Here is a 25,565-nt window from a genome sequence, read left to right on the forward strand (position 1 = left end):
GTCCTTGCGGTTTGCCTGGGTCAGGGAAAGGCCGCCTCAAGAGCGATTTCCACCATATCCCCGAAGGTGCGTTCGCGGTCTTCAGATGGAAGCGCCTCCCCCGTTTTCAGATGATCCGACACCGTCAGAACCGCCAATGCGCGGCAGCCGTACCGTGCTGCGACGGCATACAATTCCGCCGCTTCCATTTCGACCGCGAGAACACCATGGCGGGTCATTTCCTCGTCGAGCCGCGGATGCTCGGAATAGAAGACGTCCGACGAATAAATCCCGCCGATATGAGTTGTGACGTTCTTCTTTTCAGATGCCACCGCGGCGGCGCGCAGCAATTCGAAATTCGCGCAGGGGGCGAAATTCAGCGGATGGAAGATATGCGTGGACGGAGTGGAGATCGTACTCGCCGTCATGGCGAGAATAACATCCCGAATTGCAACCGTGTCTTGCATCGCACCACAGGATCCAATTCGGATCAGCGTTTTGGCGCCAAAGTCGCGAATGAGCTCATTGGCGTAAATCGAGAGAGAGGGCATTCCCATCCCGGAGCCCTGGATGCTGACACGATGCCCCTTCCAGGTTCCGGTGAAGCCCAGCATGCCGCGCACCTTGTTGATGCATGAGACATCTTCGAGAAAGGTCTCTGCGGCCCATTGCGCGCGACTGGGATCGCCGGGCATCAGCACCGTTTCTGCGATATCTCCCGGCGAGGCTCCGATATGCGTCGTCATGGCGATCTCCCTTTCTTCGCGGCCTTGCCTGTACTGTCACCCAGCGGCCAGAAAAACAATATGACCCGGCGAGATACCATCGCCGGGTCGCACGCAATTCATCCGATAGGGGCTTCCTTGGATCAGAGCTCCATGGATTTTGGGTCTTTGCCTGCTGCTGTCGCCTCTTTGAACCATTTCGGCTGACGGCCTTTGCCGGTCCAGGTCTGAGTGCGATCAGCCGGATTGGCGTATTTCGCAACTCCGATCGGTTGCGAAGATTTCCTTTTTACACGCGTCGCGCGGGGTTTGCCATCTGTCAATTCGGACAGAGAGTATCCAAATTTCTGCGCCGCTTGCTCTGCCGCACGGCGGGCCTCCCGCATTTCTTTGTTGCGCAGGGTTTCCAGCGCCTTCTCAACGTCCTTTTGCAGCTTCTCCAGCTGCTTTTTCGTCATCGATTTCAGATCTTGGGGCATTCTGTTTCTCTTGAGAATTGAATGCCGCCGTGCTTAGAGCAAAAGGCTTGAGATGCAAAGGTCGCATTTTGTGTCTACTCGTTTAGGCGAATTAGCGTCTATTCCGCCGCGACAGCCTGCGGATCTGCAAGGGTCACAATGTCCATCATGATGGTATTGAGCTCGAAATCCTTTGGCGTATAGACTCGGGCGACGCCCATGGATTTGAGCCGCTCCGCATCGTCATCCGGAATAATGCCGCCGACAATAACGGGAATGTGACCGAGGCCCGCAGCGCGCATTTGGGTCATCACATCCTCGACCAGGGGAATATGGCTGCCCGACAGGATCGAAAGTCCGACCACATGGGCTTCGTCTTCCTGCGCGGCTGCCACGATCTCGGATGGTGTGAGGCGAATGCCTTCGTAGGCGATGTCCATGCCGCAATCGCGGGCGCGCACAGCGATTTGCTCGGCACCATTGGAGTGCCCGTCGAGGCCCGGCTTGCCGACGAGGAACTTGAGCCGGCGACCGAGCCTGTCGCTGACCGCATCAACGGCATCGCGCAGATCATCAAGCCCTTCGGTCTTGTTGGAACGCGCACCAGAGACGCCCGTCGGTCCACGATACTCGCCGTGCACCGCGCGCATCTCGGCAGCCCATTCGCCGGTGGTCACCCCGGCCTTGGCGGCGGCGATCGAGGGGGCCATGACGTTGCGGCCTTCCGCCGCCGCCGCCCGCAGATCGGCCAGGGCGCGGCGGACGGCATCGGCATCGCGTTCTGATCGCCAAGCGTCGAGGCGCGCGATCTGATCGGCTTCGACCGCCGGATCGACCACCATGATCCCGCCGTCACCCGTCATCAGCGGCGAGGGTTCGCCCTGCTGCCATTTGTTCACCCCAACGACGATGGTCTCGCCAGCTTCGATCCGGCCCAGACGGTCCGAATTGCTGTCCACAAGACGCGCCTTCATGTAGTCGATGGCCTCAATGGCGCCGCCCATGCCATCGAGCGTGGCAAGCTCATGCCGCGCGCCCGCCTTCAAGGCTTCGACCTTCGCGTCCACCGCCGGGTTGCCGTCAAAGAGGTCATCGAACTCCAGAAGATCGGTTTCATAGGCCATGATCTGCTGCATCCGCATCGACCACTGCTGGTCCCACGGGCGCGGAAGGCCGAGCGCTTCGTTCCAGGCCGGAAGCTGCACCGCCCGCGCCCGCGCCTTTTTCGACAGGGTCACGGCCAACATCTCGATCAGGATCCGGTAGACGTTGTTCTCGGGCTGCTGCTCCGTCAGACCCAGCGAGTTCACCTGCACCCCATAGCGGAAGCGGCGAAATTTCGGATCCTCCACGCCATAGCGCTCGCGGCAGATCTCGTCCCAGAGATCCACAAAGGCGCGCATCTTGCACATCTCGGTGACAAATCGGATGCCCGCGTTCACGAAGAAAGAAATACGCCCCACGAGCACGGGGAAATCCTCTGCCGGGACGCGCGGTTTCAGCGCATCCAGCACAGCCGTGGCAGTCGCCAGTGCAAAGGCCAGTTCCTGTTCCGGTGTCGCCCCCGCCTCTTGCAGATGGTAGGAGCAGACGTTCATCGGGTTCCATTTGGGCACGTTGGTATAGCAGTACTCGGCCACATCCGCGATCATCTTGAGGCTGGGCGCGGGCGGGCAGATATAGGTGCCGCGGCTGAGATACTCCTTGATCAGATCGTTCTGCACCGTGCCTTGCAGCTTGGAGACATCGGCGCCCTGTTCCTCGGCCACCGCGATATAGAGCGCCAGCAGCCAGGGCGCCGTCGCGTTGATTGTCATGGAGGTGTTCATCTGTTCCAGCGGGATCTGGTCAAACAGCGTGCGCATGTCGCCCAGATGGCTGATCGGCACGCCGACCTTGCCGACCTCTCCGCGGGCCAGCACATGGTCGCTGTCATAGCCCGTCTGGGTCGGCAGATCGAAGGCCACGGAGAGCCCCGTCTGGCCCTTTGCGAGGTTGCTGCGGTAGAGCGCATTCGACGCTTTCGCCGTGGAGTGCCCCGCATAGGTACGAATCAACCAGGGGCGGTCTTTCTGGACGTCGGACATGGCAACCTCATGAATCGCTCAAAGCAATTATATTACGCTGAGAGGTTGATATCTGGAACATTATGGCGTTGTCAATTCGCTGCGTTGCGGCGAGAGACTATTCTGCCGTCACGTGCCAGAGCATCTGCGTCGCTGACCGAAACCGGAACATCACCTCGAACACCCCGGTCTCTTCGACAGCGGTTGCCAGAAAGCCCTTTCGTTCATAGAGCGCCTTTGCCCGCGGGTTTGTATCGATCACATCGAGGCGAAGCGCGCGCTTGCCCAATCGCTGAACCTTGGCCTTCATCGCATCGAGCAAAACACCACCGATCCCCTGGCCGCGCGCATCGCTCCGCACGCAGATGCCATCCATGAGCAGGATGTCCGGGCTGACATCGCGGTCCACCACCGACAGGACGAGCCCGCGCCAGAGCCCGCCGACATAGCCGTATATGCGTTGAAGGTCGGGCAGATCGCCTCCTACAAGCGCGCCGTCTTCCGTCTTGAACCCGGCGATCCCGAGGATTCGTCCTTCGGCATCCCGTGCGACGAGGGCGAACCGCGGGTCCAGCACCGCCGCGAGGAACGTCAGGGCGCGCGCCTCGGGGCCCAGGTATCGCCCCAACTTGTGGCCGAAGGCCTGCCAGTAGAGCGCGGCGACCACCGGCCGTTCGTGCGGTTCAAATCCATCGCTCAGGGTGACATCCATGGATTTGATATTGTCCTCGCGGGCCGCTCCTGCAAGGGTCTGGCCATGACGCAGGTCGTTGAGATACCGCTTTGGCTCTTTGTGCTGATCGTGCTCTTTGCGGCTGTGACCTTAGCGTCGCACTTTCTTTTTCCTTCGGTGCGCTGGTTCTTCCGTCGCCGGTTGGAGCGCGCCGTCACCCGCCTCAACCAGCGGCTGACCCGGCCGATCGAGCCTTTCAAGCTCGCCCGCCGCTACGACATGATCCAGCGGCTGATCTATGATCCCGAGGTCAGCCGGGAGATTGCCAACCACGCAAGGACGAACAACGTCCCGGAGAATGTGGCCTTCGAGCGGGCCCGCGCCTATGCGCGGGAAATCGTCCCCAGCTTCAGCGCCTTTACCTACTTCAGTCTCGGAACGCGCATGGCGCGGCTGCTGGTCCGGTCGGTCTATACGGTCTGGACCGGGCCACGCAACGATGTGGTCATCGGCGAGATCCCGAAGGACGCAACGGTGGTCTTTATCATGAACCACCGGTCCAATATGGATTACGTTCTGGTCACTTATCTGGCCGCGCAGAGCTCGGCACTGTCCTATGCAGTTGGCGAATGGGCACGGGTCTGGCCGCTGAGCCAGCTTATTCGGATGATGGGGGCGTATTTCATCCGGCGTAAGTCGCGGGGGGGACTCTATCGCAAGATCCTGGCGCGCTATGTGCAGATGGCCATTGCCGGTGGTGTGGCGCAGGGGATCTTCCCGGAGGGCGGGTTGAGCCTGAACGGGCGCCTGATGCCACCCCGGCTGGGGCTGCTGTCCTATGTGATCGACGGCTATGATCCGGAGGGCCGGGACGTGGTGTTCGTCCCCGTCGCCATCAACTACGACCGGGTGCTGGAGGACCGGGTGCTGATCGCTGCGGGCAAGCGGGGGGACCGGCGGTTCGGGGCACGGATTTCGGTGGCCTTGAAATTCATCCTCAGCAAGTTCTGGCAGGGTTTGCGGGGGCGCGTTACGCGGTTCGGCACAGCAGCGGTGGTCTTCGGTGCACCACTTTCCTTGCGGGAGTTTGGTGCGGACAGACCCGTCGAGGAGCTGGCGGAGAGCCTGATGGACCGGATCTCCGATGTCATGCCGGTCCTTGTCGTGCCACTTGTCTGTCACGTCATCGGGGATCAGGAGGCGCCGGTGCCGGAAGCTGCGCTGGTCGAGGCTGTTCGTGATCTCGCCCGCCCGCTGTCCTCGCGGATGCCCGAAGGCGCGCTCGACACGTTGCCGGAGGCGGTGCGCGACGCGCTGCTGCAATTGCGCAAGCACGGGGTGCTGGAAGAGACAGCGGTAGGCTGGAAGGCGTCAGCGGATCAGGATGCGGTTGTGCAGTACTACGCCAATTCGGTTGCGCATCAGTTGGAGAACAGCGCAACTGCGGCATAAAATTCTGCGTTCGCGAAGTCATAAAATTACAAAAATGACGCTTCAGATGTTGCAATGTTGCGCAACACTGCATATCCAAGCCTCAGGCGCCGCGATTCTGCATCGCGGCATAGTTATCAGTATGTCGTTCAGCAGGAGGCTCATATGGCACTGGACACCACCATCGCGCACTACGAGGCGCCAGAGAAAGACCTATATGAGATGGGAGAGATGCCTCCCATGGGTTACGTGCCCAAGCAGATGTACGCTTGGGCCATCCGCCGCGAACGTCATGGCGAGCCTGATACGGCAATGCTGCAAGAAGTGGTCGACGTGCCGGAACTCGACAGCCAGGATGTGCTTGTCCTCGTGATGGCGGCGGGCGTGAACTACAATGGTGTCTGGGCCGCTTTGGGCGTGCCGATCAGCCCGTTCGATGGTCACAAGCAGCCTTATCACATCGCGGGCTCCGATGCCTCTGGGATTGTCTGGGCGGTGGGCGACAGGGTGACCCGCTGGAAGGTGGGCGACGAGGTCGTGATCCACTGCAACCAGGATGATGGCGATGACGAGCACTGCAACGGCGGCGACCCGATGTATTCGCCCAGCCAGCGGATCTGGGGATATGAGACCCCGGATGGATCGTTCTCGCAGTTCACCCGCGTGCAGAGCCAGCAGCTCATGCCGCGCCCAAAGCATCTGACCTGGGAAGAGGCGGCCTGCTATACGCTGACACTGGCGACGGCCTATCGCATGCTCTTTGGTCATGAGCCGCATGACCTCAAGCCGGGCCAGAACGTGCTGGTCTGGGGCGCCTCGGGCGGTCTTGGCTCTTACGCGATCCAACTGATCAACACAGCGGGGGCCAATGCCATCGGTGTGATCTCGGACGAAAGCAAGCGGCAGTTCGTCATGGATCTGGGCGCCAAGGGCGTGCTGAACCGCAAAGACTACAACTGCTGGGGGCAGCTGCCGACCGTGAACACACCGGAATATGGCGAGTGGTTCAAGGAAGCGCGCAAGTTCGGCAAGGCGATCTGGGACATCACCGGCAAGGGTGTGAACGTCGACATGGTGTTCGAGCATCCGGGTGAGGCGACCTTCCCGGTCTCCACATTCGTGGTGAAGAAAGGCGGCATGGTCGTGATCTGCGCCGGGACCACGGGGTTCAACCTGACGTTCGATGTGCGCTACATGTGGATGCACCAGAAGCGTCTGCAGGGCAGCCACTTTGCGCATCTGGCGCAAGCCTCGGCCGCGAACAAGCTGATGCTTGAGCGACGACTCGACCCCTGTATGTCCGAGGTCTTCACCTGGGCCGATCTGCCGCAAGCGCATATGAAGATGATGCGCAACGAGCATAAACCCGGCAACATGTCGGTTCTGGTTCAGGCGCCGACCACGGGACTGCGGACCTTTGAAGACGCGCTGGAGGCCGGTCGTTAACCCGCGATCTCTATGGTTTACCGAAGACAGGCGCTCGCGAATCACGTATGTGTTACGCGAGTGTTTCCCGTTATGGTTGTGACGCTGTTTAGTATCAACGACTTACGATTTTGGGTCTCACCATTTCTGGGGAGTACATAACCGCGAATTTTCAGCAGACGTTCATACATGTTAGAGTTGTATTAATCTTTCGTTAACCTTTAAGAGGCGAGTCTGCTATGCGAAGTGATTGGATTTTGGACGTTCTCACGGACTTGAAGACATTTGCGACTGCAAACGACCTGCCGGTGCTGGCCGAGCAGTTGGATGACACCGCGATTGTTGCTCTTGCCGAGATCGCCGCCCTTCACGAGAGGACGCAGGGCACGGCACATGGTAGCGAACACGACGGTGGAGGAAGTTTTGGCGGAGCTGGAGCGGGCGGACACGCTTGAATCCATCGAGGATGCCATCTTCACGCTCAGACAGCACTTCCAGGTTCAGAACATGGTCTACCACTGGGTGGACAGTGCCGGCGAACAGTACGGCTATGGCACCTACCCGCTGGACTGGGCCGCACGATATCAGGAGCAGAACTACATTCGGATCGATCCGGTCATCGCGGGCTGCTACAAGCGGTTCCACCCGGTCGATTGGAAAAAACTGGACTGGTCAGGCAAGGCGGTCCGGGCGTTCAAGGCAGAGGCAGTTGAATACGGCATAGGCAATCAGGGCTACTCCATTCCGATTCGTGGACCTAATGGGCAGTTCGCCCTGTTTACCGTGAATCACACCTGCGACGACGAGGAATGGGAGGCCTTTACGGAGAAGAACCGGCGCGAACTCATCCTGATCGCGCATTATTTTAACCAAAAGGCGCTCGAGTTCGAACCGAACCGGGCGCCGGAAGAATCGCAGCCGCTCTCGCCGCGCGAGATCGACGCCATGACCTTGCTTGCGATCGGGTACAGCCGTGCCCAAGTCGCTGAAACGCTTTCGATTTCGGAGCATACGCTGCGGGTCTACATCGAAAGCGCGCGGTTCAAACTGGGGGCGTCGAACACCACGCACGCGGTCGCACGCGCCCTCAGCCGCGGATTGATCGTCGTTTGAAACGGCCCTCGTCCCCGCCCTGATCCGTTAACGCCACGCGCGTTTCGGTTTGGTGGCGTTAAACAAGCTCAAGCTACTCCTTTGGTCACGCCTTGCACTGATCAAAGGAAAACACATGCTTCGTTACATCTACGCTGATCAACTCGCCCGTCATCCGAAACTCGCGGCTTCCATGTTCAAAGACCGCGCGGATCAGTTCAAGACGCGGTTGGGATGGGAGGTGAGCGTCGACGATACGGGTGCGGAGCGGGATGAATACGACGCGATGAACCCGCTCTACGTGATCTGGGAGCTTCCCGACGGCACCCACGGCGGTTCGATGCGCTTTCTGCCGACGACCGAGCGCACCATGGTCAACGATCATTTCACCCATCTGATCGGCGGTGGCACGATCACCAGCCCGCTGATCTGGGAATGCACGCGATTCTGCCTCAACCGCGAAGCGCCGAGCCGTGTCGCAGCCGCGCTGATGCTGGGCGGTGGCGAGATCATGAACGGCTTCGGGGTCAGGCACTTCGTCGGCGTGTTCGATGCGCGGATGGTGCGCATCTACCGCATGATCGGATCCTCGCCCGAGGTTCTGGGTACCGAAGGCAAGGGGCGTGATGCGATCAGCGTCGGTCTTTGGGAGTTTGCGCCGGAGGCACAGGCCAAGGTCGCGGCGCGGGCGGGTGTTTCGCTGGAACTCTCACGCCTGTGGTTCGACCGCGCTTTCGGCCGCGGCGTTGCGCGCCAACTGGCCTGCGCCGGCTAAACCAGCCAAGGTGACATCTGGCACCTGCGGCGCGGCCCCTGTAGGGTCGCGCCATGTCCGTTCCGACGCTCACTTTTTCCGACGACCAGGCCGGGGCTTATGACAGCGTCACGGAGGTGCTGCGCAGCGCCGGTGTCGATCTTGACGATCAACTCCTGACCCCGCCCAAAAGTGCCGCCACGGCGGTCATGGCCATCACCGGCAAGGCCGGATCGGGCAAGACGCTGCTTCTGGCCGAGCTTTACAAGGCGCTGAAGGCCGCAGGCGTCGAGGTCGTTTCGGGCGATTACGAATCCCGCAAACGCCGTGACAAGCGGACCCTTGCCATACTGGCGCCAACCAACAAGGCTGCGAGTGTTCTGAGGCTGCGCGGCGTGCCCGCGACCACAATCCACCGCATACTCTACACGCCCGTCTACGATCCGGAATACGAACGAATCGCCGAATGGCTGGCCTCCAACGGCGAACGCCCGGAGATCGAGGGGCTCACCGAACAGGCGCTGGACCGGGCCGCGGCCTTCTATGCAGCGAACACCTCGATCCCCGGCGCCTTGGCGGCGGCAGGTCTGCGTGGGTCGGATTTCATCACCGGGTGGAAACGCCGGGAGGAGCCGCTGGATATCGGCTTCGTCGATGAATCCTCGATGCTCGATGACAAGCAGTACGAGGATCTGCGCGAGATCTTTCCGACACTCCTGCTCTTCGGTGACCCGGCACAGCTCGCGCCGGTGAACCAGTCGGGCGCGATGGTGTTCGACAAGCTGCCGGAGCGCCGGGTGCTCTCGCTGAGCCGCATTCACCGGCAAGACGCGGACAACCCGATATTGGACCTCGCCCACGCGCTCGGCGACCCCAACCTCGGTTTTGAACAGTTCGAGCGGATGGTCGAACAGGCCGCCGCGCGGGACAGGCGCGTCGTCTGGGGGCACCGCGTCGAGGTGGATCTCATGGCGCGCAGCCCGGTGCTGGTCTGGCGAAATGCCACGCGCATCCGGCTCATCAATGCCTTTCGCCAGGTCTATGGCGCGCCGCCTGACGCGCTTCTGGAAGGCGAGCCGCTCATTTGTGACGGGTTAGAGCTGCCGCTCAAGCACCGCAAGAAACGGCTCGACCTCGAGGCGCGCGGGCTGATCAAGGGCGCGCAGGTGATCTATCTGGGCGAGGGTCGCAAACCCGGCTTCAGCCGCTTGCATGTGATGGGGGCGGAGGAGCCGCAGGTCTCGGCCGCATCCATCGTCAAGATCGAGAAACCGGACGAGGAAGAGCCGTTCATCCCCTTCGCGGCCCGGATGGGGGCGACGTTTCTGCACGGCGCGGCGGTCACCATCCACAAGGCGCAAGGAAGCCAGTGGAACACGGTGCAGGTCTTTGCGCCGGATCTCTACGCTGCAGCCCGGATGGGCCGCTCCGAAGCCGGTCAGCCGCTCTGGAAGCGCCTGGCCTATGTGGCGATCACCCGTGCGCAGGAGCGCCTGATCTGGGTGGTGCGCAACCGGCTCTCGATGCCGACAGGACCCTTGGGTGTGGACGATCTGCGCGCCAGCCCGGCGGCACCTTTGACCCTGGAACAACCGCAGCCGGAGGAGCTGTCATGAAATCGATCATCATCACCGGCGCAAGCTCGGGCATCGGCCACGCGACAGCCGAGGTTTTTCTGGACGCCGGTTGGCGTGTCGGTTTGATCGCGCGGCGGGCCGACCGCCTCGAGGCGCTTGCAGATCGGTATGACAGCGCCGTGCCGCTGCCCGCCGATGTGACCGATCCGGGAGGGATGCAGGCCGCCTTCGAGGCCTTTGGCCAGCTCGACGTGCTCTTCAACAACGCGGGTCTCTTTGGTCCCGCCGCAACGATTGACGAGGTCGACCTCGTCGATTGGGCGCAGGTGATGCAGGTCAACATCGGCGGGATGTTCATCGCAGCGCGGCTGGCCTTTGCTGCCATGCGCGCGCAGGACCCGCAGGGCGGGCGAATCATAAACAACGGCTCTCTGTCGGCCTATGTGCCGCGCCCCAACTCGGTCTGCTACACCACCACGAAACATGCCGTGACGGGGCTGACGAAGACGCTCTCGCTCGACGGGCGGCCCTTTGGCATCGCCTGCGGGCAGATCGACATCGGCAACGCCGAAACCGACTTGCTGATGCAGCTGAAGAAGACCCAGCCCGACACCGCCACCATGCAGGTCGAGAATGCGGCGCGCTCCGTTCTGCACATGGCGGAGATGCCGGCGGAGGCCAACGTGCAGTTCATGACGGTGATGGCCACCACGATGCCCTACATCGGTCGGGGGTGACCAAAGGTGGCCTGAAAGCCCACCTTACCTGCCTGTCCCGCCCGCCAGTGCTGGCAGGTAAGGTGGGCTTTCAGACCACCCCTTCGTCAGGCCCTGAACAGGCGGAAGACGGCTGAGGCGCTCCACCCTGCCGCGATGGCGATCGCGATCGACATGATGCCGTACAGCAGTGCGTTTTCGCGCGACAACCTGAAGAGCCAGCGCTCCAACCCGACCTTGCGCACATAGATGCTGGTTTCGTATTTCGAGACGACCTTGCCGCCGCGCGTCAGGAAGATGCGGGTCTGGTAGTCGCCCTCGGTCAGGGCTGCGGGCAGCTCGATTGCGGTGCGGAAGAGGGTCTGCTCATCCACGCTGACCGTCCCTTCATTCAGCTGGTACTGGTTGGAGCGTGACTTGATCCGGATCAGCGCCTCAGTGAACCGGGTGGCATCTTCGATCGTGTCCGGCGCCCCGACCGACCGGATCGCCCGAGGGATGGACACGCGGTGGCGCAGGTCTTCGGTCTCGCTCAGCGAGAGGCCCAGCAGCGTGCTGGTCGACACGGCGTAGAAGCTTGGGGCGCGGTCGATTTCGACCGCGTCGGTGTTCACCCAGATGCCCAGAACCTTTTCCTTGCGCCGCACGGTGAAGGTCTCGTCAGGGCCCGCCACGGTCACGATGACCTGCAGCCGCGGATCATCCGGGATCGGAGCTTCGCGTTTCACGGCGCCGAAGATCAGGATTTCCGACCCATCGAAGCTGGTGTCGATCGAGACGGTGTCCTTGCTCAGGCCCAGCACGATATCTTCCGCTGCGGCGGGGAGTGCGACGAGCAGGGTGAAAAGAAAAGCCAGGGCGCGCATCAGTGACCGTCCGCCGCACCGACGGAGTAAAGCTCCGACGGCATCAAAAGCAGATCAAGCGCGAGCTTTCCGCAGACCGCGAGCACCATGATTGCCAGCAGAATGCGCAGCTGTTCAGCCTTCAGCTTCACGCCGATGCGCGTTCCGACCTGCGCGCCGATGACCCCACCGATCAGCAGCAGCACGGCGAGCACGATATCCACCGTGAAGTTCGTGGTGGCGTGCAACAGCGTCGTGAAGGCGGTGACGAAGATGATCTGGAAAAGCGAGGTCCCGACGACCACCTTTGTCGGCATGCCCAGAAGATAGATCATGGCGGGCACCATGATAAAGCCGCCGCCGACACCCATGATCGCCGCCAGGATACCGACGCTGACGCCGACGAGCAGCGGCGGGATGACCGAGATATAGAGCCCCGAGACGCGAAACCGCATCTTGAAGGGCAGGCCGTGCACCCAATTGTGCTTCTTGCGCGCGGGCGCCTTGCCGGATTTCGTCTTGCGGATGGCGTTCAGGCTTTCGATGAACATCAACCCGCCGATCACGCCGAGGAAGACGACATAGCAGAGCTTGACGAGCAGATCGACCTGACCGAGCGCCTTGAGGTAGTTAAAGACCACAACCCCCAGTGCCGCGCCGACCAGACCCCCTATGAGCAGCACCGTGCCCATCCTGAGGTCGACCGTTTTTCGCTTCAGGTGCGCCAGCACGCCGGAAAAGGAGGAGGCAACGATCTGGTTCGCCTCGGTTGCGACGGCCACAGCCGGGGGGATGCCGATGAAGAACAACAGCGGCGTCATCAGGAAGCCGCCACCAACGCCGAACATACCCGAGAGAACGCCCACGATCCCACCGAGGCCAAGCAACAGGAAGGCATTGACCGAAACTTCGGCGATGGGAAGGTAGATCTGCATGTCCCCTGTTAGAGCAAAGGGTATTGCAAAATCAATGCCCGTTGCTGCTGTGCAGCAATCAGGACCGACACAATCTCGGCAACTGGCCTTATGCCTTTAGCGTTCTTTCACGTAGGGTTCGCCTCCCGCGCGAGGTGGGATCGCCTTACCCACGAATCCCGCGAGGATAATCACCGTCATGACATAGGGAAGCGCGCCGAGCAGGGCGCCCTGAACTCGGATGCCAAAGAGGGCCTCGATCACATCGGGGCGGGTTTCCAAAGCGCCGAACAGACCGAAGAGAAGCGTGGCGTAGAGCGCGTACCAGGGCCGCCATTTCGCAAAGATCAGTGCCGCCAGCGCGATGAACCCACGGCCGGCGGACATGTCCTTGACGAACCCGGCCTGCAGCGCTGTCGACAAATATGCCCCGGCCAGCCCGCAGAGCACGCCGCAGATGATCACCGCCGCATAACGCAGGCCGACAACCGATACGCCGGCGGTGTCGACCGCGGCCGGGTTCTCGCCCACGGCCCGCAGGCGCAGGCCAAAGCGCGTGCGGAAGAGGATCCACCAGGTCAGGGGCACCATGGCGAAGGCGACATAGACCAGGATCGAATGGCCCGAAATCAGCTCGCGGTAGATCGGGCCGAAGATCGGGATGGCTCCGAGGCTCTCGGCGAAGGGCAGGGTGATCGGCTCAAACCGCGCACCACCCATGAGCGAGGGCGTGCGCCCGCCCTGGCTGAACCAGTCCTGCGCGATCAGCACCGTGAGCCCCGCGGCCAGGAAGTTGATCGCCACGCCCGAGATCAGCTGGTTCCCGCGAAAGGTGATTGAGGCGACGCCGTGCAGCAAGCTGAACACCATGGACGACGCGATCCCGGCGAGCAGACCCAGCCAGACCGACCCGCTCAGCGCCGCAATGGCTGCCGAGAAGAAGGCGGCCGCCAGCATCTTGCCCTCGAGCCCGATGTCAAAGATCCCGGCGCGCTCTGAGAAGAGCCCGGCGAGACAGGCGAGCAACAGGGGCGTGGCCAGCCGGACCGTGCTGTCGAGCAGTTGGACAAAGGTCAGGAAGTCCATCAGGCTTCTCTCCGCCGCAGCATCAGGAACAACCGCTCCAGCGGCATGCGCACCATATTGTCGAGCGCGCCTGTAAAGAGGATGACCAGCGCCTGGATCACCACGATCAGCTCACGCGGGATCGACGTCCACAGCGCCAGCTCCGCGCCGCCTTGATAGAGGAAGCCGAAGAGGATGGCCGCGAGCAGCACGCCGAACGGGTGGCTGCGGCCCATGAGTGCGACGGCGATACCGATGAAGCCGGCACCTTCGACCGCATTCAGGACCAAGCGCTCCGCCTCGCCCATCACGTTGTTGATCGCCATCAAGCCAGCCAGCGCCCCAGAGATCAGCATGGCGATCATTGTGATGACCACGGGCGAGATGCCGGCGTATTTGGCGCCGGGCTCCGATTTGCCATAGCTGCGGATTTCATATCCGAGCCAGGTGCGCCACAGCAGGAACCACACCAGAACGCAGGCCAGAAGCGCTATGACAAAGGTCACGTTGGCCGGGGCGGATCTGGAGAAACTGATCCCCAGCGGCAGCAATATGTCATGTAGCGTTGGCAGATGTGTCACTTCGGGGAAGCGCGCGGTGGCCGGATCCATACTGCCGGGTGGGCGCATCAGGTTGACGAGAACATAGTTCAGCACCGCAGCGCCGATGAAGTTGAACATGATCGTGGTAATGACGATGTGACTGCCGCGCTTGGCCTGCAGAAATGCCGGGATTGCCGCCCAGGCAGCACCGAAGAGGGCGGCAGCCACGGAGGCGCCCAGCAGCGCCAGTGTCCAATGCGGCCAGGGGATGAACAGGCAGGCGAGCGCGACGCCAAGCCCGCCCAGCATGGCCTGACCTTCACCGCCAATGTTGAACAGCCCGGCGTGGAAAGCGACCGATACGGCCAGCCCGGTGAAGAGGAAGTTGGTCGCGTAATAGAGCGTATAGCCCCACCCATAGGTGCTGCCCAAGGCGCCGGTGACCATCAGGTTTACGGCCTCCACCGGGTCCTCGCCGATGGCCAGAATGACAATGGCCGAGAGGACCGCGGCCAGCACCAGCGAGATCAGCGGCACGAGGATGACCTCGGCCCATTTTGGCATCACGTCCACGCGCACGCTCCGTTCGTTGAAGGCCTGCTGCGCAGACGCGAAGTTTCAGGGGGTTTCACCCCCGGCGCTGCCGCGCCTCCCCCAGAGTATTTCGGGACGGGTGAAAGGGGGGTCATGCGCTGACCCCGGCCATCAGCAGGCCAAGTTCTTTCTCATCCGTTTCGGCGGAAAGACGTTCGCCCATGATATGGCCGTCGAACATCACCGCGACGCGGTCGGCGAGGGCGAGGATTTCTTCCAGTTCCACCGAAACCAGCAGCACCGCCTTGCCCTTGTCGCGCAGCGCGACGATTTGCTGGTGGATGAACTCGATGGCGCCGATGTCTACGCCACGTGTGGGTTGGCCGACGAGCAGCAGATCCGGATTGCGCTCGATCTCGCGGGCCAGCACGATCTTCTGCTGGTTGCCGCCCGAGAAGTTCTTTGCCGCAAGCGCCGGGTTTGGCGGCCGCACGTCGAAGCGGCCCATCTTGGCTTCGGTATCGGCCCGGATGGCGGCGTTGTTGAGCAGCACGCCCGACTGATAGCCGGGGTCGCGGTGATAGCCGAAGGCGGTGTTCTCCCAGGCGGAGAAATCCATGATCAGCCCTTCGCGCTGCCGGTCCTCGGGCACATGGGCGATGCCGCGTGCCCGGCGCGAACGTCCATCGGCATATCTGCCGCTCAGATCCAGCGGCTGGCCATTCACCCGGATCTCTCCGGTGGCCTCTGCGTAGCCGCCGAGCACCTCCAAAAGCTCGGACTGGCCATTGCCGGCGACGCCGGCGATGCCCACGATCTCGCCGGCGCGCACTTGCAGGTCGATGCCCTTGATGCGCTCCACGCCCTTGTCGTCAACGACGCGCAGCCCCTTGATGTCGAGCACCACATCACCGGGCTGTGCCGGTGTTTTATCCACACGCAGCAAGACCTTACGACCCACCATCAGCTCGGCCAGTTCCGCCGGTGACGTATCCGATGTCTTCACCGTCGCGGTCATCTCGCCGCGCCGCATCACGCTGACGGTATCCGTCGCCTCCATGATCTCGCGCAGTTTGTGGGTGATCAGGATGATGGTTTTGCCTTCCTGCCGCAGCCGGTCGAGGATGCGGAAGAGCTGATCGGCTTCCGCCGGGGTCAGCACACCGGTCGGCTCGTCCAGGATCAGGATGTCCGCCTGCCGGTAGAGCGCCTTGAGGATCTCGACGCGCTGCTGCATGCCCACGCCCAGCTCTTCGATCACCGCGTCGGGGTCGACGTTCAGCCCGTATTCATGCTCCAGCTCCAGCAGCGTCTTGCGCGCCTTGGCGAGCGAGGGGGTGAGCAGCCCGCCGTCCTCTGCGCCGAGGATGATGTTTTCCAGCACCGTGAAGTTCTCGACCAGCTTGAAGTGCTGGAACACCATGCCGATGCCAGCGGCAATCGCGGCCTGACTATCCGGGATTTCGGTTTTCTTGCCGCTGATGAAGATCTCACCCGCGTCGGCCTTGTAAAAGCCGTAGAGGATCGACATCAACGTCGACTTGCCTGCCCCGTTTTCGCCGATGATGCCGTGGATCGTGCCGGGCATCACGCGGATGGAGATGTTCTTGTTCGCCTGTACCGGCCCGAAGGCCTTGGAGATGCCCTTGAGCTCAATCGCTGGTGCTTGTTCGACCATGCACCCCCCTTTGATCTTGTACAGGCCGCACCTCCCACGGGTGCGGCCTGCGGATTTTCAGCCTTCAGAAGTCCAGCGCGGGGCAGCTGTCCGTGGCGTAGTAGGAGGCAACTTCAAGATCGCCGGCGATGATTTTCTCGCGCGCCGCATCCACGGCGGCCTTCATCTCGTCGGAGACGAGCGGGGCGTTGTTGTCGTCCAGCGCGTAGCCAACACCCTCTTCGGCCAGGCCAAACGTGAAAACACCAGTTTCCAGATCGGTACCCGCCTTCAGCGCGTCATAGACGGCCACATCCACTCGTTTGAGCATGGAGGTCAGCACCTTACCCGGGTGCAGGTGGTTCTGGTTGCTGTCGACGCCGATGGAGAGGATGTCCTCATCCGCCGCCGTCTGCAGAACACCCACACCGGTGCCGCCTGCCGCGGCATAGATCACGTCGGCGCCTTGGCTGATCTGCGCCTTGGTCAGCTCAGAGCCTTTCACCGGATCGTTCCAGGCGGCAGGGGTGGTGCCGGTCATGTTGGCCACGACAGTGGCCTCTGGGTCTACTGCTTTGACACCTTGCGCATAGCCGCAGGCGAAGTGACGGATCAGTGGGATGTCCATGCCGCCGATGAAGCCGACAGTGCCGCTTTCCGAGGCCATGCCCGCCATCATGCCAACCAGATAGGAGCCTTCATGCTCGGCAAAGCCGATCTGGCGCACGTTCGGCGCGTCGAGCCATGTCACGTCGATGGCCACGAATTTGGTGTCCGGATAATCGGGTGCCACGGTCGAGAGCGGATCGGCCATGGCGAAGCCCATTGTGATGATCGGGTTCGCACCGGCTTCGGCAAAGCGGCGCAGGGCCTGTTCGCGTTGCGCTTCGGACTGAAGCTCGATCTCGCGGTAGGTCTGGCCTGTCTCCTCGGCCCAGCGTTGCGCGCCATTGTGGGCCGCTTCGTTGAACGACTTGTCGAATTTGCCACCCAGATCGAAGATCACAGCCGGCTCGGCCAGAGCGGCACCAGCGGACAGGGCGAGCGCGGCCGCACCGCCGAGAAGTTTGTGCATGAAGGTCATTCAGGGGTCTCCCAGATTGTGATTTTGGGACATGCGGTTGCGGCAAGCCGCCCTGCGCCGTCCAATACGCACAAATTAGGACCCACCGCGCAGGCCGGGTCAACCGGTTTTTGAGGGTTTGGCGGGTGATTCAGCCAGCTGGCGCGGCGGTAATGCCGCCGTCATCAGCACCGCATCGACCGGAGCCGCGCCGTCGCGCCGATAATAGGCCTGTCGCCGGCCGCTCTCGGCGAATCCATGCTTGCTGTAGAGGGCGCGGGCTGCCTCGTTGTCGGCGGCGACTTCAAGGAAGGCTATGCTGGCTTTGACCGTCTTCAGCCAATCGGTCACAAGCGCGTCGGCGATGTTTTGGCGTCGGTGGTCCGGGTGGACAGCGAGGGTCAGTAGCTCGCTTTCGTCGGCAACGGTGCGGATCAGCGCGAAACCATGGTCGCGATGCAGAAGTCGGACATGCGCATCGGCAAGAAGATCGGTGAACTCGCTTGCGGACCACGGCCTTTCAGATGTGAAACTGCGCTCGTGCAGCGCCGCCAGGCCCTCTGGTGTCATGGCAGGATCACCGGCGCCGCGTCTCTTGCCGGTGCAGCATCCGCCGGCCGCAGATAGAGCGGGGCCGGCCGGGGCTGGGGTGTGCCGAGGCGCTGGGCGGCAAGGCGGGCGATGGCTTCGGCGGTGGGAGCCAAGGGCTGAACGCCCCCGACACCGATCAGCGGGCCGTCATGTGCTGGTATGGCATCTGACGCCACCATCGACGGCGCGCCCGCGCTCTTTCCGTCATGGACTTGCACGTAGAGATGATCGCGACGCGCGCTGATGGCTGTCGCGCAGGGCCCCGCGTAGCCAAACCGCAGCGCGTCGAAGCCAGAGAGGCCGATGGCAGGTACCTGCAAGCCAAGCGCAAGTCCGCGCGCCGCGGCAACCGAGATGCGAATGCCCGTGAAGTTGCCCGGCCCGATGCCAACGCCGATGGCCGCCAGATCCTGAAAGCTAAGTCCGGCGGAGGCGAGCACATCTTCGCAGAGACCCAGGAGGCGTTCGGCTTGGCCTTTCTGCATCGGTTCTTCGGCCTGCGCCGCAATCCGGTCGCCAACTAGTACCGCAGCGGCGCACCGCGGCGCGGAGGTGTCGAAGGCCAAAACGATCGGAGACGTGTCAGCCAAACCCGATCACCGTCCGCGCAGAGCGTCGCGCGCACTCTGCGCCTGTTGGGGTAGATCATCGTCAAGGTGCAGCCAGGGCAGGCGGGACTCGGCGTGCGAATGCAGGCTGGGCGGCAGCGCCGCGGCCTGATCGATCAGCCCCAGCGGGACGTAAACCTGACCAGGCAGGTAATCATAAGTGGCGGCGAGCGGCGAGCCGCAGCTGCGACAGAACCACCGCATCACACCCGGCGCGTGCGATACCGGCGGGCCCGGGTCGGGATCGAACCGGACAGCACCGTCACGGAACCCCGCGAACGCGGCGACCGGCGCACCCGAGACGCGGCGGCAATCGCTGCAGTGACAATAGCTTACGACCTCCGGCGCGCTGTCCGCCGATAGGGTTATGCCGCCGCAATAGCAGCGTCCGGTGATCGGCTCTGTGCTGGCCATAAGTTGCGGTCAGGTGGCGACCGGGCGCACCTCGGTCACTTCAGGGATGTAGTGGCGCAGGAGGTTCTCGATGCCCATTTTCAGCGTGAGCGTCGAAGACGGGCAGCCCGCGCAGGCGCCCTGCATATGCAGATAGACCACGCCGCGGTCGAAACCGTGGAAAGTGATGTCGCCGCCGTCCTGTGCCACCGCAGGGCGCACGCGGCTGTCCAGCAACTCCTTGATCTGATCCACGATGGGGCCGTCCTCACCGCTGTGCTCGGCATGCCCCGAGGCAGGTGCGTGATCGCCGGCCATGACCGGCTGACCCGACTGGAAGTGCTCCATGATCGCGCCCAGAAGAGCGGGCTTGATGTGATCCCAATCGACGGCATCGGCCTTGGTGACCGTGACAAAATCGGTGCCGAAGAAGACGCCTGTCACGCCCTCGACCGCGAAGATCCGCGTGGCAAGCGGGGATTTGTCCGCCGTTTCCGCCGTAGGAAAGTCGGCGGTACCCATTTCTAGCACGGTCTGACCGGGCAGGAATTTCAGCGTGGCGGGGTTCGGTGTCGATTCTGTCTGGATGAACATGGGCTCTCTCCTGAGGGTCCCTCAGATATGCGGACCGTGGCGGCACAAGTCAAGGTTTGGAATCGTTCTAAGTTGGGTGGCCTGCGGCGGGGTTGCATACTTTGGGGCCAGGTTTTCAGCCGTGCTCCCCCCCTGCTGACAACCAAAATTCGAGCTTGCGGGCGGACGCCGCTGGACGGCGCGCGCTTGGTCGGCGCGGGCCAAACGGCCTGCCCGACCTGCGGGTGCCTCAGGTGATCGCTTCGAGTTTTTCCCTGCTCAGATTCCCGGGGACGATGGTGATCGGAATCGGCAGGCTGCCCGCGCTCTTGGTAAGTTCCGTGACAAGCGGGCCGGGGCCCTTCTTGTCCGTGCCCGCCCCCAGCACCAGCACACCGATCTCGGGGTCTTCATGGATCTGCGCCAGGATCTCGTCAACGGGGCGGCCCTCACGGATCACCAGTTCGGGGTCGATGCCCTGCCGGTCGCGCATCCACTTGGCGAAGACCTCGTAATGCACCTCGATCCGTTCCCGCGCCTCTTCCCGCATGACCTCGCCCACGCCGATCCAATGGTTGAATTCTTCCGGCGGAACAACCGAGAGGATCTCGACCCCGCCGCCGGTATTCGCCGCCCGCATCGCCGCAAAGCGCATGGCGTTGAGGCATTCGCGACTGTCATCGAGTATGACAAGAAACTTCCGCATCTTCCGATGTCCCCCTCTTTGGGCGGATCATGACGACAGTTGCGGAGCGGCGCAATCGCAATCTCCGCAGGCTGGACAGCGCGACTTTCCCGCGCGATTGTGATAGGGTGTCGTGAGAGAGGGCCCTCGCATGAGTGTCTGGCAACTGATCTATACCTCGCGGCCGTTCGGCTATGATCTGAACGTGCTGGCCAATATCCTGGCCACATCGCGCAACCGCAATGCGCGGGACGACATCACCGGTGCGTTGATCTGCCGCCCGGATGTCTTCTTGCAACTTCTGGAGGGGCCGCGGGCCAAGGTGGAGGCGACCTATGCGCGCATCTGCGAAGACGACCGGCACGTGGAAGTCACGCCGCTGATCGCCGAAGAGACCCCTGACAGGCTCTTTCCGGACTGGGCGATGAAACACGATCCGGCGGTGTCTTGGCTTTGGTCCCCGGTCGAGGTGCACATGGGGGCGTTGCATTCCGCTTCGAAACTGGAAGTCCGCGAAGTCTTTGTCAGATCGGCGGAGTCATAGCGGCTGGCTTGCGGCCCAGTCCCAATACATCTCGCGCAGGCGCCGGGCGACGGGACCAACCTGATAGGCGGTGTCCTCGAAGCCGGTGACCGGGGTGATCTTGGACATGTTCCCGGTCATGAAGACTTCGTCTGCGGTCTCGAAATCCTCGAAGGTGAGCACCGTTTCATGGACCGCGATCCCCTCGGCGGCCATATTCGCCATATGTCGCGCGCGGGTGATCCCCGCGAGAAACGTGCCGTTGGGCACCGGCGTGAAAACTTCGCCGTCGCGGGTCATGAAGATATTGGCCGTTGCGGTTTCAGCCACATTGCCCATGGCGTCGGCCACCAGCGCATTACCAAACCCGCGTCCGCGCACCTCGGCCAACATCCGCGCATTGTTCGGGTAGAGGCAGCCGGCTTTCGCATTCACCACCGCATCTTCCATGACCGGCCGCCGAAAGCGCGTCCGCCCCAGCGTGGCGGTGGCTTCGGGTGGCGCCATGGGAACCTGCTCCAAGCTGACGGCAAAACCCGTGGCATCGGGGCGCGGCACGATCGCAGTGGCGTCGCCATGGATCGCCCAATACATCGGGCGGATATAGACGGCATCTTCCGGCCCGTAGTGCTTCAGCCCCTCGCGGATGATCTCGACCATCTCCTCGACGGTGATGGTGGGTGTGATCATCAACGCCTCGGCCGAGCGGTTGACGCGCGCGCAATGCGGCACGAGATCGGGCGCGCGGCCGTCGAAGTACCGTGCACCGTCAAAGACAGACGAGCCCAGCCAGGCACCGTGATCCGCCGCCCCGATCACGGCGAGGTCGCCTTTGTGCCAGCGCCCGTCGAAATAGGTATGGATGTCTGTGCCCAAGCTCATGGGATGGTCTCCGCCGTGGGCGCTTTAGGGGACACGATAGACGCCTTCCGGAAGATCAAGCGCCGCGGTCAGGTCGCGCCATTGCTCCGGAGACAGGGTGATCGAAACAGTGCGGTCGCTGCGCGGGTCATACTGGTTCAGCAGGATTGCGCTTTCCGTGACATGCACCGTCACATCCTCCTGCAGCGGCGTCTTCCCGTCGTCGACGAGGGTCACGACGGTGGCGTCGAATTCATGCTCGATCGTAAACATGCGCTCACCTTACGGGGTCCGTCTTGCGATGCAAGAGGGACAAAGCCGAGTGATCGGGGTGGCCGCGGGCGGGGAACCTGCTAAGATATCTGCTGATATCAGTGCGGAGGCGTCATTATGTCCTGGAAACCCCTCGTTGCGGCGATTGCAGCGATTGTTCTTGCGGGATGTGACGTGAGCGCGCCGTCCGCGCCGCTCAGCGTCGAGCCGATCGGAAACGTCCCACGCGCCTCGGCGTCGAATTTCAGCCAGGTGGTGCGCATCGTTGAACCGGTGGCCGAACGGGAGTGCCGCGCGCGCACGTCGGGCGTGAACTGCGATTTCAGGATTGTTGTCGATGACCGGCCGGGTCAGCCGCCCAATGCGTTTCAGACGCTTGATCGGGCGGGCCGCCCCATTATCGCCTTTACACAGACGCTGATCGACGATGCACGCAATGTGGATGAGCTTGCTTTCGTGCTGGGCCACGAGGCAGCCCATCACATCGCCGGCCATATTCCTCGCCAGCAGCAGAATGCAGTGGCCGGCGCGGTGATCGGTGGCCTGGGCGCCGTGCTTCTGGGTGGCAATGCCGATGCGGTGCAGACTGCGCAGGAGCAGGGCGCGCGGCTCAACGCACGCGCCTTTTCCAAGACCTTCGAGCTGGAGGCAGATGCTCTCGGTACGGTGATCACCGCGAGGGCGGGTTTCGATCCGCTGCGGGGGGCCGAGTTCTTTACGCGCATACCCGACCCGGGTGACCGCTTCCTCGGCACGCATCCGCCAAACGCGGAGCGTATCGAGATCGTACGGCGGACGGCCGCGCAGCTCTAGCGCGCTGTCCGCGCCTGCCGTCTCAGGTGGCTGCGGTAGAGCAGCGGCGCAAGAACGCCTTCATAAGTCCAGTGCGCGAGCCTGTAGATGCCAGGCAGGCTGACAAGCCGTGCCAGCCAGCGATACCGCGGCAGGCTCTGCCATAGTACGACAAAGGCAGGCACCCCGACGTAGAGCGTGCCGTTCTGGCGCACATGCAGTCGACGGGCCGCCTGATCCGCTGTCACGCCCCAACTGTGCAGCACCGATGCATCGTTCAGGTCGTCATAGCGCAAAGGCAGCGCCTGTGCTGCGCTCAGCTTCGCGTAGTGATCGATTTCGCGGCTGCACACGGGGCAGTCCGCATTATAGAGAACATCTGTATCTGCCATAAGCTGCATTTAGCCGCTGCACGTCGCGCGAACAGGGGCCAGAGTGTCGCAGATCAGCGCGGTTTGTTGCCGTCGATCCAGCGCGCCATCGTCTGCTTGTCGCGAAAGCACTCCTGCGGGATCTCCCGCCGTTTGATCCGCGCGATCCGCTCGGCAAAGGCGACCTGTTTCGACGACGGGTAATTCGCAAAGCGGCCCGTGGTGGCGCGCGACTTGTGCGCATCAATCCAGGCCGACAGGGCACGACCATCGCGTGCTCCCTCCTGCGGGATCACCGTTCCGGTCTTTGCCGCGATGGCACGCGCATAGTGCAGCTGTTTCGTGCTGGGCGGTCGCGGCGGCGCCAGCGGCAGGACTCCCCGCGCCGGGGTATCGAAGCTCGGAAACTGTGGTTCAACGGACATGATCGTGCCCCCCAATGTTCTCCAGATATAGAACATAAGAGGAACATTTTCAAGATCACACTGTCAGAGCTTGTTGTGGCTGCCATCACAAAGCGGTGGCTTCGAGGTTGCCTTGCATCCGCAGAAGAAGAGCGTCTTGTCGGCGCTGGCCTCGTATTTCATCGGAGTGAAGCGCGTTTCCTTATGTGATCCATCACAGAAGGGCTGGTTCGCAGACTGGCCGCAGGTGCACCAGAAGTAGGTCTTTCCGGCTGTCACCTCGACGGGATAGGGGGCTTTCTGGGCGATCTTGGGCGGGGTGGTCATGCGACGTGTCTTTCCTGGCAGAGTTGCGAGATGTCTTGCTGGGTGTCAGCGACCTCGCGTGAGGTCCACTTGCGACCTAGGCCGAAGGGGGCCGCTGACCAGCGAGCGGGACGGGAACGCCTTGGGTCGAGCTGGGCAGGCCCGCGCGCCCGGACCGGCCAAAAGCGCCTGTCCGGGCGCGCGGGCCTATCATCGGTTGCCTCTGGGGCTCGAACCGAGCCCCAGAGGCAACCGCCCCCAGAGGTCGTATTCGCCTGCCTCGTCGACCTCGACCGTGACGATGTCGCCGACGCGCAAGGCTTCGGTGCCTTCGTCAATGAAGAGATTTCCGTCGATCTCGGGCGCGTCCGCCTTGGTGCGGCAGGTCGCGATCCCGTCTTCGTCGATGTCATCGACGATCACCTCTTGCCGGGTCCCGACCTTGCGGGCCAGCTTGGCCTCCGAAATCGCTTGCGCCTTTGCCATGAACCGGTCCCAGCGGTCCTGCTTGACTTCCTCAGGCACGTGATCGGGCAGCGCGTTGGAGCGCGCGCCAGCGACGTTCTCATATTGAAAACAGCCGACACGGTCGAGCTGGGCGTCGTCCATCCAGTCCAGCAGGGTCTGGAACTCAGCTTCCGTCTCTCCCGGATAACCGACGATGAAGGTCGATCGCAGCGTTAGATCTGGGCAGATATCGCGCCAAGCGGCGATTTCGTCGAGCGTCCTGGCTGCGGCGGCGGGGCGGGCCATACGCCGCAGCACATCCGGATGCGCGTGCTGGAACGGGATGTCGAGATAGGGCAGGACCAGACCTTCGGCCATCAGCGGGATCAGCTGGCGCACATGCGGGTAGGGGTAGACGTAATGCAGCCGCACCCAAGCTCCCAGCGCGCCCAGATCACGGGCCAGATCGGTGATATGCGCCCGGTGGCCGCGATCTTCGATGTGCTTGATGTCGACCCCGTAGGCGGAGGTATCCTGGCTGATCACCAACAGCTCCTTCACGCCACTCTCCACCAGCTTGTCCGCCTCGCGCAGCACCGCTTGCGCGGGGCGCGACTGCAGCCGCCCGCGCATGTCGGGAATGATGCAGAACTTGCACTTATGGTTACAACCTTCTGAAATCTTCAGATAACTGTAGTGCCGTGGGGTCAGCGAGACGCCGGACGCGGGCAGCAGATCGATGAAGGGGTCCGGGTCGGGCGGCACCGCGGCATGCACCGCGTCGAGCACCTGTTCGTACTGATGTGGGCCCGTCACGGCGAGCACGGACGGATGCGCGCCGGTGATGTACTCGGGCTCGGCGCCGAGACAGCCGGTGACGATCACCCGCCCGTTTTCCTGCAGCGCCTCACCAATGGCGGCGAGGCTTTCGGCCTTGGCGCTGTCGAGAAAACCGCAGGTGTTCACGATCACCGCTTGCGCGCCCGCATAGTCGGACGAGATGCCATAGCCTTCGGCGCGCAGCCGGGTGAGGATGCGCTCGCTGTCGACCAGCGCCTTGGGACAGCCGAGGCTCACCATACCGATGCTGGGCTGGCCCGGACGCGCGACGCCGTCAAGCCGTGCCGCCGGTGCACGGTCCAGCCGCACCTCCGGTGCGAGATCCGGGCGCAGATTGGGTGGGTTTGTGCTCATGACTTGCGCTATAGTGGAACTGAGAGGC

The 25,565-nt window shown here is 62.8% G+C and carries 29 protein-coding genes; 8 read left to right on the forward strand and 21 right to left on the reverse strand.

From position 1 onward, the window contains the following. Positions 1–20: 20 nt before the first annotated feature. The 4 genes from deoD to MUB52_RS12370 form a co-directional block, all read right to left on the reverse strand. Entirely contained in the window at positions 21–725 is a 705-nt protein-coding gene (deoD, locus tag MUB52_RS12355) for a purine-nucleoside phosphorylase (protein ID WP_263844537.1), read from the reverse strand. A 122-nt stretch (positions 726–847) separates the two neighbouring features. Beyond that, entirely contained in the window at positions 848–1,183 is a 336-nt protein-coding gene (locus MUB52_RS12360; protein ID WP_263844538.1) for an H-NS histone family protein, read from the reverse strand. Positions 1,184–1,281: 98 nt separating this feature from the next. Continuing rightward, positions 1,282–3,249 (reverse strand): protein meaA, encoded by a 1,968-nt coding sequence (locus MUB52_RS12365; RefSeq protein ID WP_263844539.1) that lies wholly within the window; start codon positions 3,247–3,249, stop codon positions 1,282–1,284. A 97-nt stretch (positions 3,250–3,346) separates the two neighbouring features. Further along, positions 3,347–3,940 carry a GNAT family N-acetyltransferase gene (locus tag MUB52_RS12370; protein WP_263844540.1) on the reverse strand — a complete coding sequence of 198 codons (594 nt, stop codon included), beginning with the start codon at positions 3,938–3,940 and terminating at the stop codon, positions 3,347–3,349. Positions 3,941–3,985: 45 nt separating this feature from the next. On the opposite strand from MUB52_RS12370, the gene MUB52_RS12375 reads away from it, so the two are divergent. From MUB52_RS12375 to MUB52_RS12400, 6 genes are all read left to right on the forward strand, one after another. Next, the gene (locus MUB52_RS12375) at positions 3,986–5,353 is read left to right on the forward strand and encodes a 1-acyl-sn-glycerol-3-phosphate acyltransferase (protein ID WP_263844541.1); all 1,368 of its coding nucleotides are present in this window, start codon (positions 3,986–3,988) and stop codon (positions 5,351–5,353) included. Between the two features lie 144 nt (positions 5,354–5,497). Then, the gene (ccrA, locus tag MUB52_RS12380) at positions 5,498–6,778 is read left to right on the forward strand and encodes a crotonyl-CoA carboxylase/reductase (protein WP_263844542.1); all 1,281 of its coding nucleotides are present in this window, start codon (positions 5,498–5,500) and stop codon (positions 6,776–6,778) included. A 372-nt stretch (positions 6,779–7,150) separates the two neighbouring features. Next, positions 7,151–7,870 (forward strand): helix-turn-helix transcriptional regulator, encoded by a 720-nt coding sequence (locus tag MUB52_RS12385; protein ID WP_263844543.1) that lies wholly within the window; start codon positions 7,151–7,153, stop codon positions 7,868–7,870. Between the two features lie 115 nt (positions 7,871–7,985). Then, positions 7,986–8,624 carry an acyl-homoserine-lactone synthase gene (locus tag MUB52_RS12390; RefSeq protein ID WP_263844544.1) on the forward strand — a complete coding sequence of 213 codons (639 nt, stop codon included), beginning with the start codon at positions 7,986–7,988 and terminating at the stop codon, positions 8,622–8,624. Between the two features lie 53 nt (positions 8,625–8,677). After that, positions 8,678–10,219: an ATP-dependent DNA helicase gene (locus MUB52_RS12395; protein ID WP_263844545.1), complete on the forward strand. Its 1,542-nt coding sequence runs from the start codon at positions 8,678–8,680 to the stop codon at positions 10,217–10,219. Then, entirely contained in the window at positions 10,216–10,917 is a 702-nt protein-coding gene (locus tag MUB52_RS12400) for an SDR family oxidoreductase (protein ID WP_263844546.1), read from the forward strand. The genes MUB52_RS12395 and MUB52_RS12400 overlap by 4 nt, the downstream gene beginning before the upstream one ends. An 86-nt stretch (positions 10,918–11,003) precedes the next feature. Here the strand turns inward: MUB52_RS12400 and MUB52_RS12405 are convergent, their stop codons facing one another. The 11 genes from MUB52_RS12405 to MUB52_RS12455 all read right to left on the reverse strand — a co-directional run bounded on the left by MUB52_RS12405 (position 11,004) and on the right by MUB52_RS12455 (position 20,387). Beyond that, complete coding sequence (locus MUB52_RS12405; RefSeq protein ID WP_263844547.1) at positions 11,004–11,762, reverse strand: TIGR02186 family protein; 759 nt, start codon at positions 11,760–11,762, stop codon at positions 11,004–11,006. Beyond that, complete coding sequence (locus tag MUB52_RS12410; protein WP_263844548.1) at positions 11,762–12,676, reverse strand: sulfite exporter TauE/SafE family protein; 915 nt, start codon at positions 12,674–12,676, stop codon at positions 11,762–11,764. Before MUB52_RS12410 ends, MUB52_RS12405 begins: the two co-directional genes overlap by 1 nt. Positions 12,677–12,772: 96 nt before the next feature. Beyond that, entirely contained in the window at positions 12,773–13,741 is a 969-nt protein-coding gene (locus MUB52_RS12415; RefSeq protein WP_263844549.1) for an ABC transporter permease, read from the reverse strand. Further along, a complete protein-coding gene (locus tag MUB52_RS12420; protein ID WP_263844550.1) occupies positions 13,741–14,835 on the reverse strand; it encodes an ABC transporter permease in 1,095 nt (364 codons plus the stop codon). Before MUB52_RS12420 ends, MUB52_RS12415 begins: the two co-directional genes overlap by 1 nt. A 112-nt stretch (positions 14,836–14,947) precedes the next feature. Next, complete coding sequence (locus MUB52_RS12425; RefSeq protein ID WP_263844551.1) at positions 14,948–16,474, reverse strand: ABC transporter ATP-binding protein; 1,527 nt, start codon at positions 16,472–16,474, stop codon at positions 14,948–14,950. Between the two features lie 64 nt (positions 16,475–16,538). Continuing rightward, complete coding sequence (locus MUB52_RS12430) at positions 16,539–17,537, reverse strand: BMP family lipoprotein (protein WP_263844552.1); 999 nt, start codon at positions 17,535–17,537, stop codon at positions 16,539–16,541. 99 nt (positions 17,538–17,636) lie between these two features. Next, positions 17,637–18,086: a GNAT family N-acetyltransferase gene (locus MUB52_RS12435; RefSeq protein WP_263844553.1), complete on the reverse strand. Its 450-nt coding sequence runs from the start codon at positions 18,084–18,086 to the stop codon at positions 17,637–17,639. Continuing rightward, positions 18,083–18,697: a tRNA (adenosine(37)-N6)-threonylcarbamoyltransferase complex dimerization subunit type 1 TsaB gene (tsaB, locus tag MUB52_RS12440; RefSeq protein WP_263844554.1), complete on the reverse strand. Its 615-nt coding sequence runs from the start codon at positions 18,695–18,697 to the stop codon at positions 18,083–18,085. The genes MUB52_RS12435 and tsaB overlap by 4 nt, the downstream gene beginning before the upstream one ends. A gap of 6 nt (positions 18,698–18,703) precedes the next feature. Beyond that, positions 18,704–19,129 (reverse strand): GFA family protein, encoded by a 426-nt coding sequence (locus MUB52_RS12445; protein ID WP_263844555.1) that lies wholly within the window; start codon positions 19,127–19,129, stop codon positions 18,704–18,706. Positions 19,130–19,138: 9 nt separating this feature from the next. Next, a complete protein-coding gene (locus tag MUB52_RS12450) occupies positions 19,139–19,702 on the reverse strand; it encodes a NifU family protein (protein ID WP_263844556.1) in 564 nt (187 codons plus the stop codon). A gap of 229 nt (positions 19,703–19,931) precedes the next feature. After that, positions 19,932–20,387, reverse strand: coding sequence for a universal stress protein (locus tag MUB52_RS12455; RefSeq protein ID WP_263844557.1), 456 nt, complete (start codon positions 20,385–20,387; stop codon positions 19,932–19,934). A gap of 130 nt (positions 20,388–20,517) precedes the next feature. On the opposite strand from MUB52_RS12455, the gene MUB52_RS12460 reads away from it, so the two are divergent. Next, on the forward strand, positions 20,518–20,910 hold the full coding sequence (locus MUB52_RS12460; protein WP_263844558.1) for a BLUF domain-containing protein: 393 nt from the start codon (positions 20,518–20,520) through the stop codon (positions 20,908–20,910). On the opposite strand, the gene MUB52_RS12465 is transcribed toward MUB52_RS12460, so the two are convergent. Both MUB52_RS12465 and MUB52_RS12470 read right to left on the reverse strand, forming a co-directional pair. Then, the gene (locus MUB52_RS12465) at positions 20,905–21,771 is read right to left on the reverse strand and encodes a branched-chain amino acid aminotransferase (RefSeq protein WP_263844559.1); all 867 of its coding nucleotides are present in this window, start codon (positions 21,769–21,771) and stop codon (positions 20,905–20,907) included. The two genes, MUB52_RS12460 and MUB52_RS12465, sit on opposite strands and share 6 nt — an antisense overlap. Positions 21,772–21,795: 24 nt before the next feature. Next, positions 21,796–22,023, reverse strand: coding sequence for a hypothetical protein (locus MUB52_RS12470; protein ID WP_263844560.1), 228 nt, complete (start codon positions 22,021–22,023; stop codon positions 21,796–21,798). A gap of 117 nt (positions 22,024–22,140) precedes the next feature. Between MUB52_RS12470 and MUB52_RS12475 the strand changes: the two genes are divergently transcribed. Further along, the gene (locus MUB52_RS12475) at positions 22,141–22,836 is read left to right on the forward strand and encodes a M48 family metallopeptidase (RefSeq protein ID WP_263844561.1); all 696 of its coding nucleotides are present in this window, start codon (positions 22,141–22,143) and stop codon (positions 22,834–22,836) included. On the opposite strand, the gene MUB52_RS12480 is transcribed toward MUB52_RS12475, so the two are convergent. The 4 genes from MUB52_RS12480 to rimO all read right to left on the reverse strand — a co-directional run bounded on the left by MUB52_RS12480 (position 22,833) and on the right by rimO (position 25,537). Beyond that, a complete protein-coding gene (locus tag MUB52_RS12480) occupies positions 22,833–23,216 on the reverse strand; it encodes a thiol-disulfide oxidoreductase DCC family protein (protein ID WP_318527426.1) in 384 nt (127 codons plus the stop codon). The two genes, MUB52_RS12475 and MUB52_RS12480, sit on opposite strands and share 4 nt — an antisense overlap. 44 nt (positions 23,217–23,260) lie before the next feature. Beyond that, a complete protein-coding gene (locus MUB52_RS12485; RefSeq protein WP_263844562.1) occupies positions 23,261–23,611 on the reverse strand; it encodes a hypothetical protein in 351 nt (116 codons plus the stop codon). Between the two features lie 63 nt (positions 23,612–23,674). Then, on the reverse strand, positions 23,675–23,917 hold the full coding sequence (locus MUB52_RS12490; RefSeq protein WP_263844563.1) for a CDGSH iron-sulfur domain-containing protein: 243 nt from the start codon (positions 23,915–23,917) through the stop codon (positions 23,675–23,677). A 189-nt stretch (positions 23,918–24,106) separates the two neighbouring features. Next, a complete protein-coding gene (gene rimO / locus MUB52_RS12495) occupies positions 24,107–25,537 on the reverse strand; it encodes a 30S ribosomal protein S12 methylthiotransferase RimO (RefSeq protein WP_263844564.1) in 1,431 nt (476 codons plus the stop codon). Between the last annotated feature and the right edge of the window lie 28 nt (positions 25,538–25,565).

The organism is Roseobacter sinensis, assembly GCF_025755255.1.
In the GTDB taxonomy this organism is placed as follows: Bacteria; Pseudomonadota; Alphaproteobacteria; order Rhodobacterales; family Rhodobacteraceae; genus Roseobacter; species Roseobacter sinensis.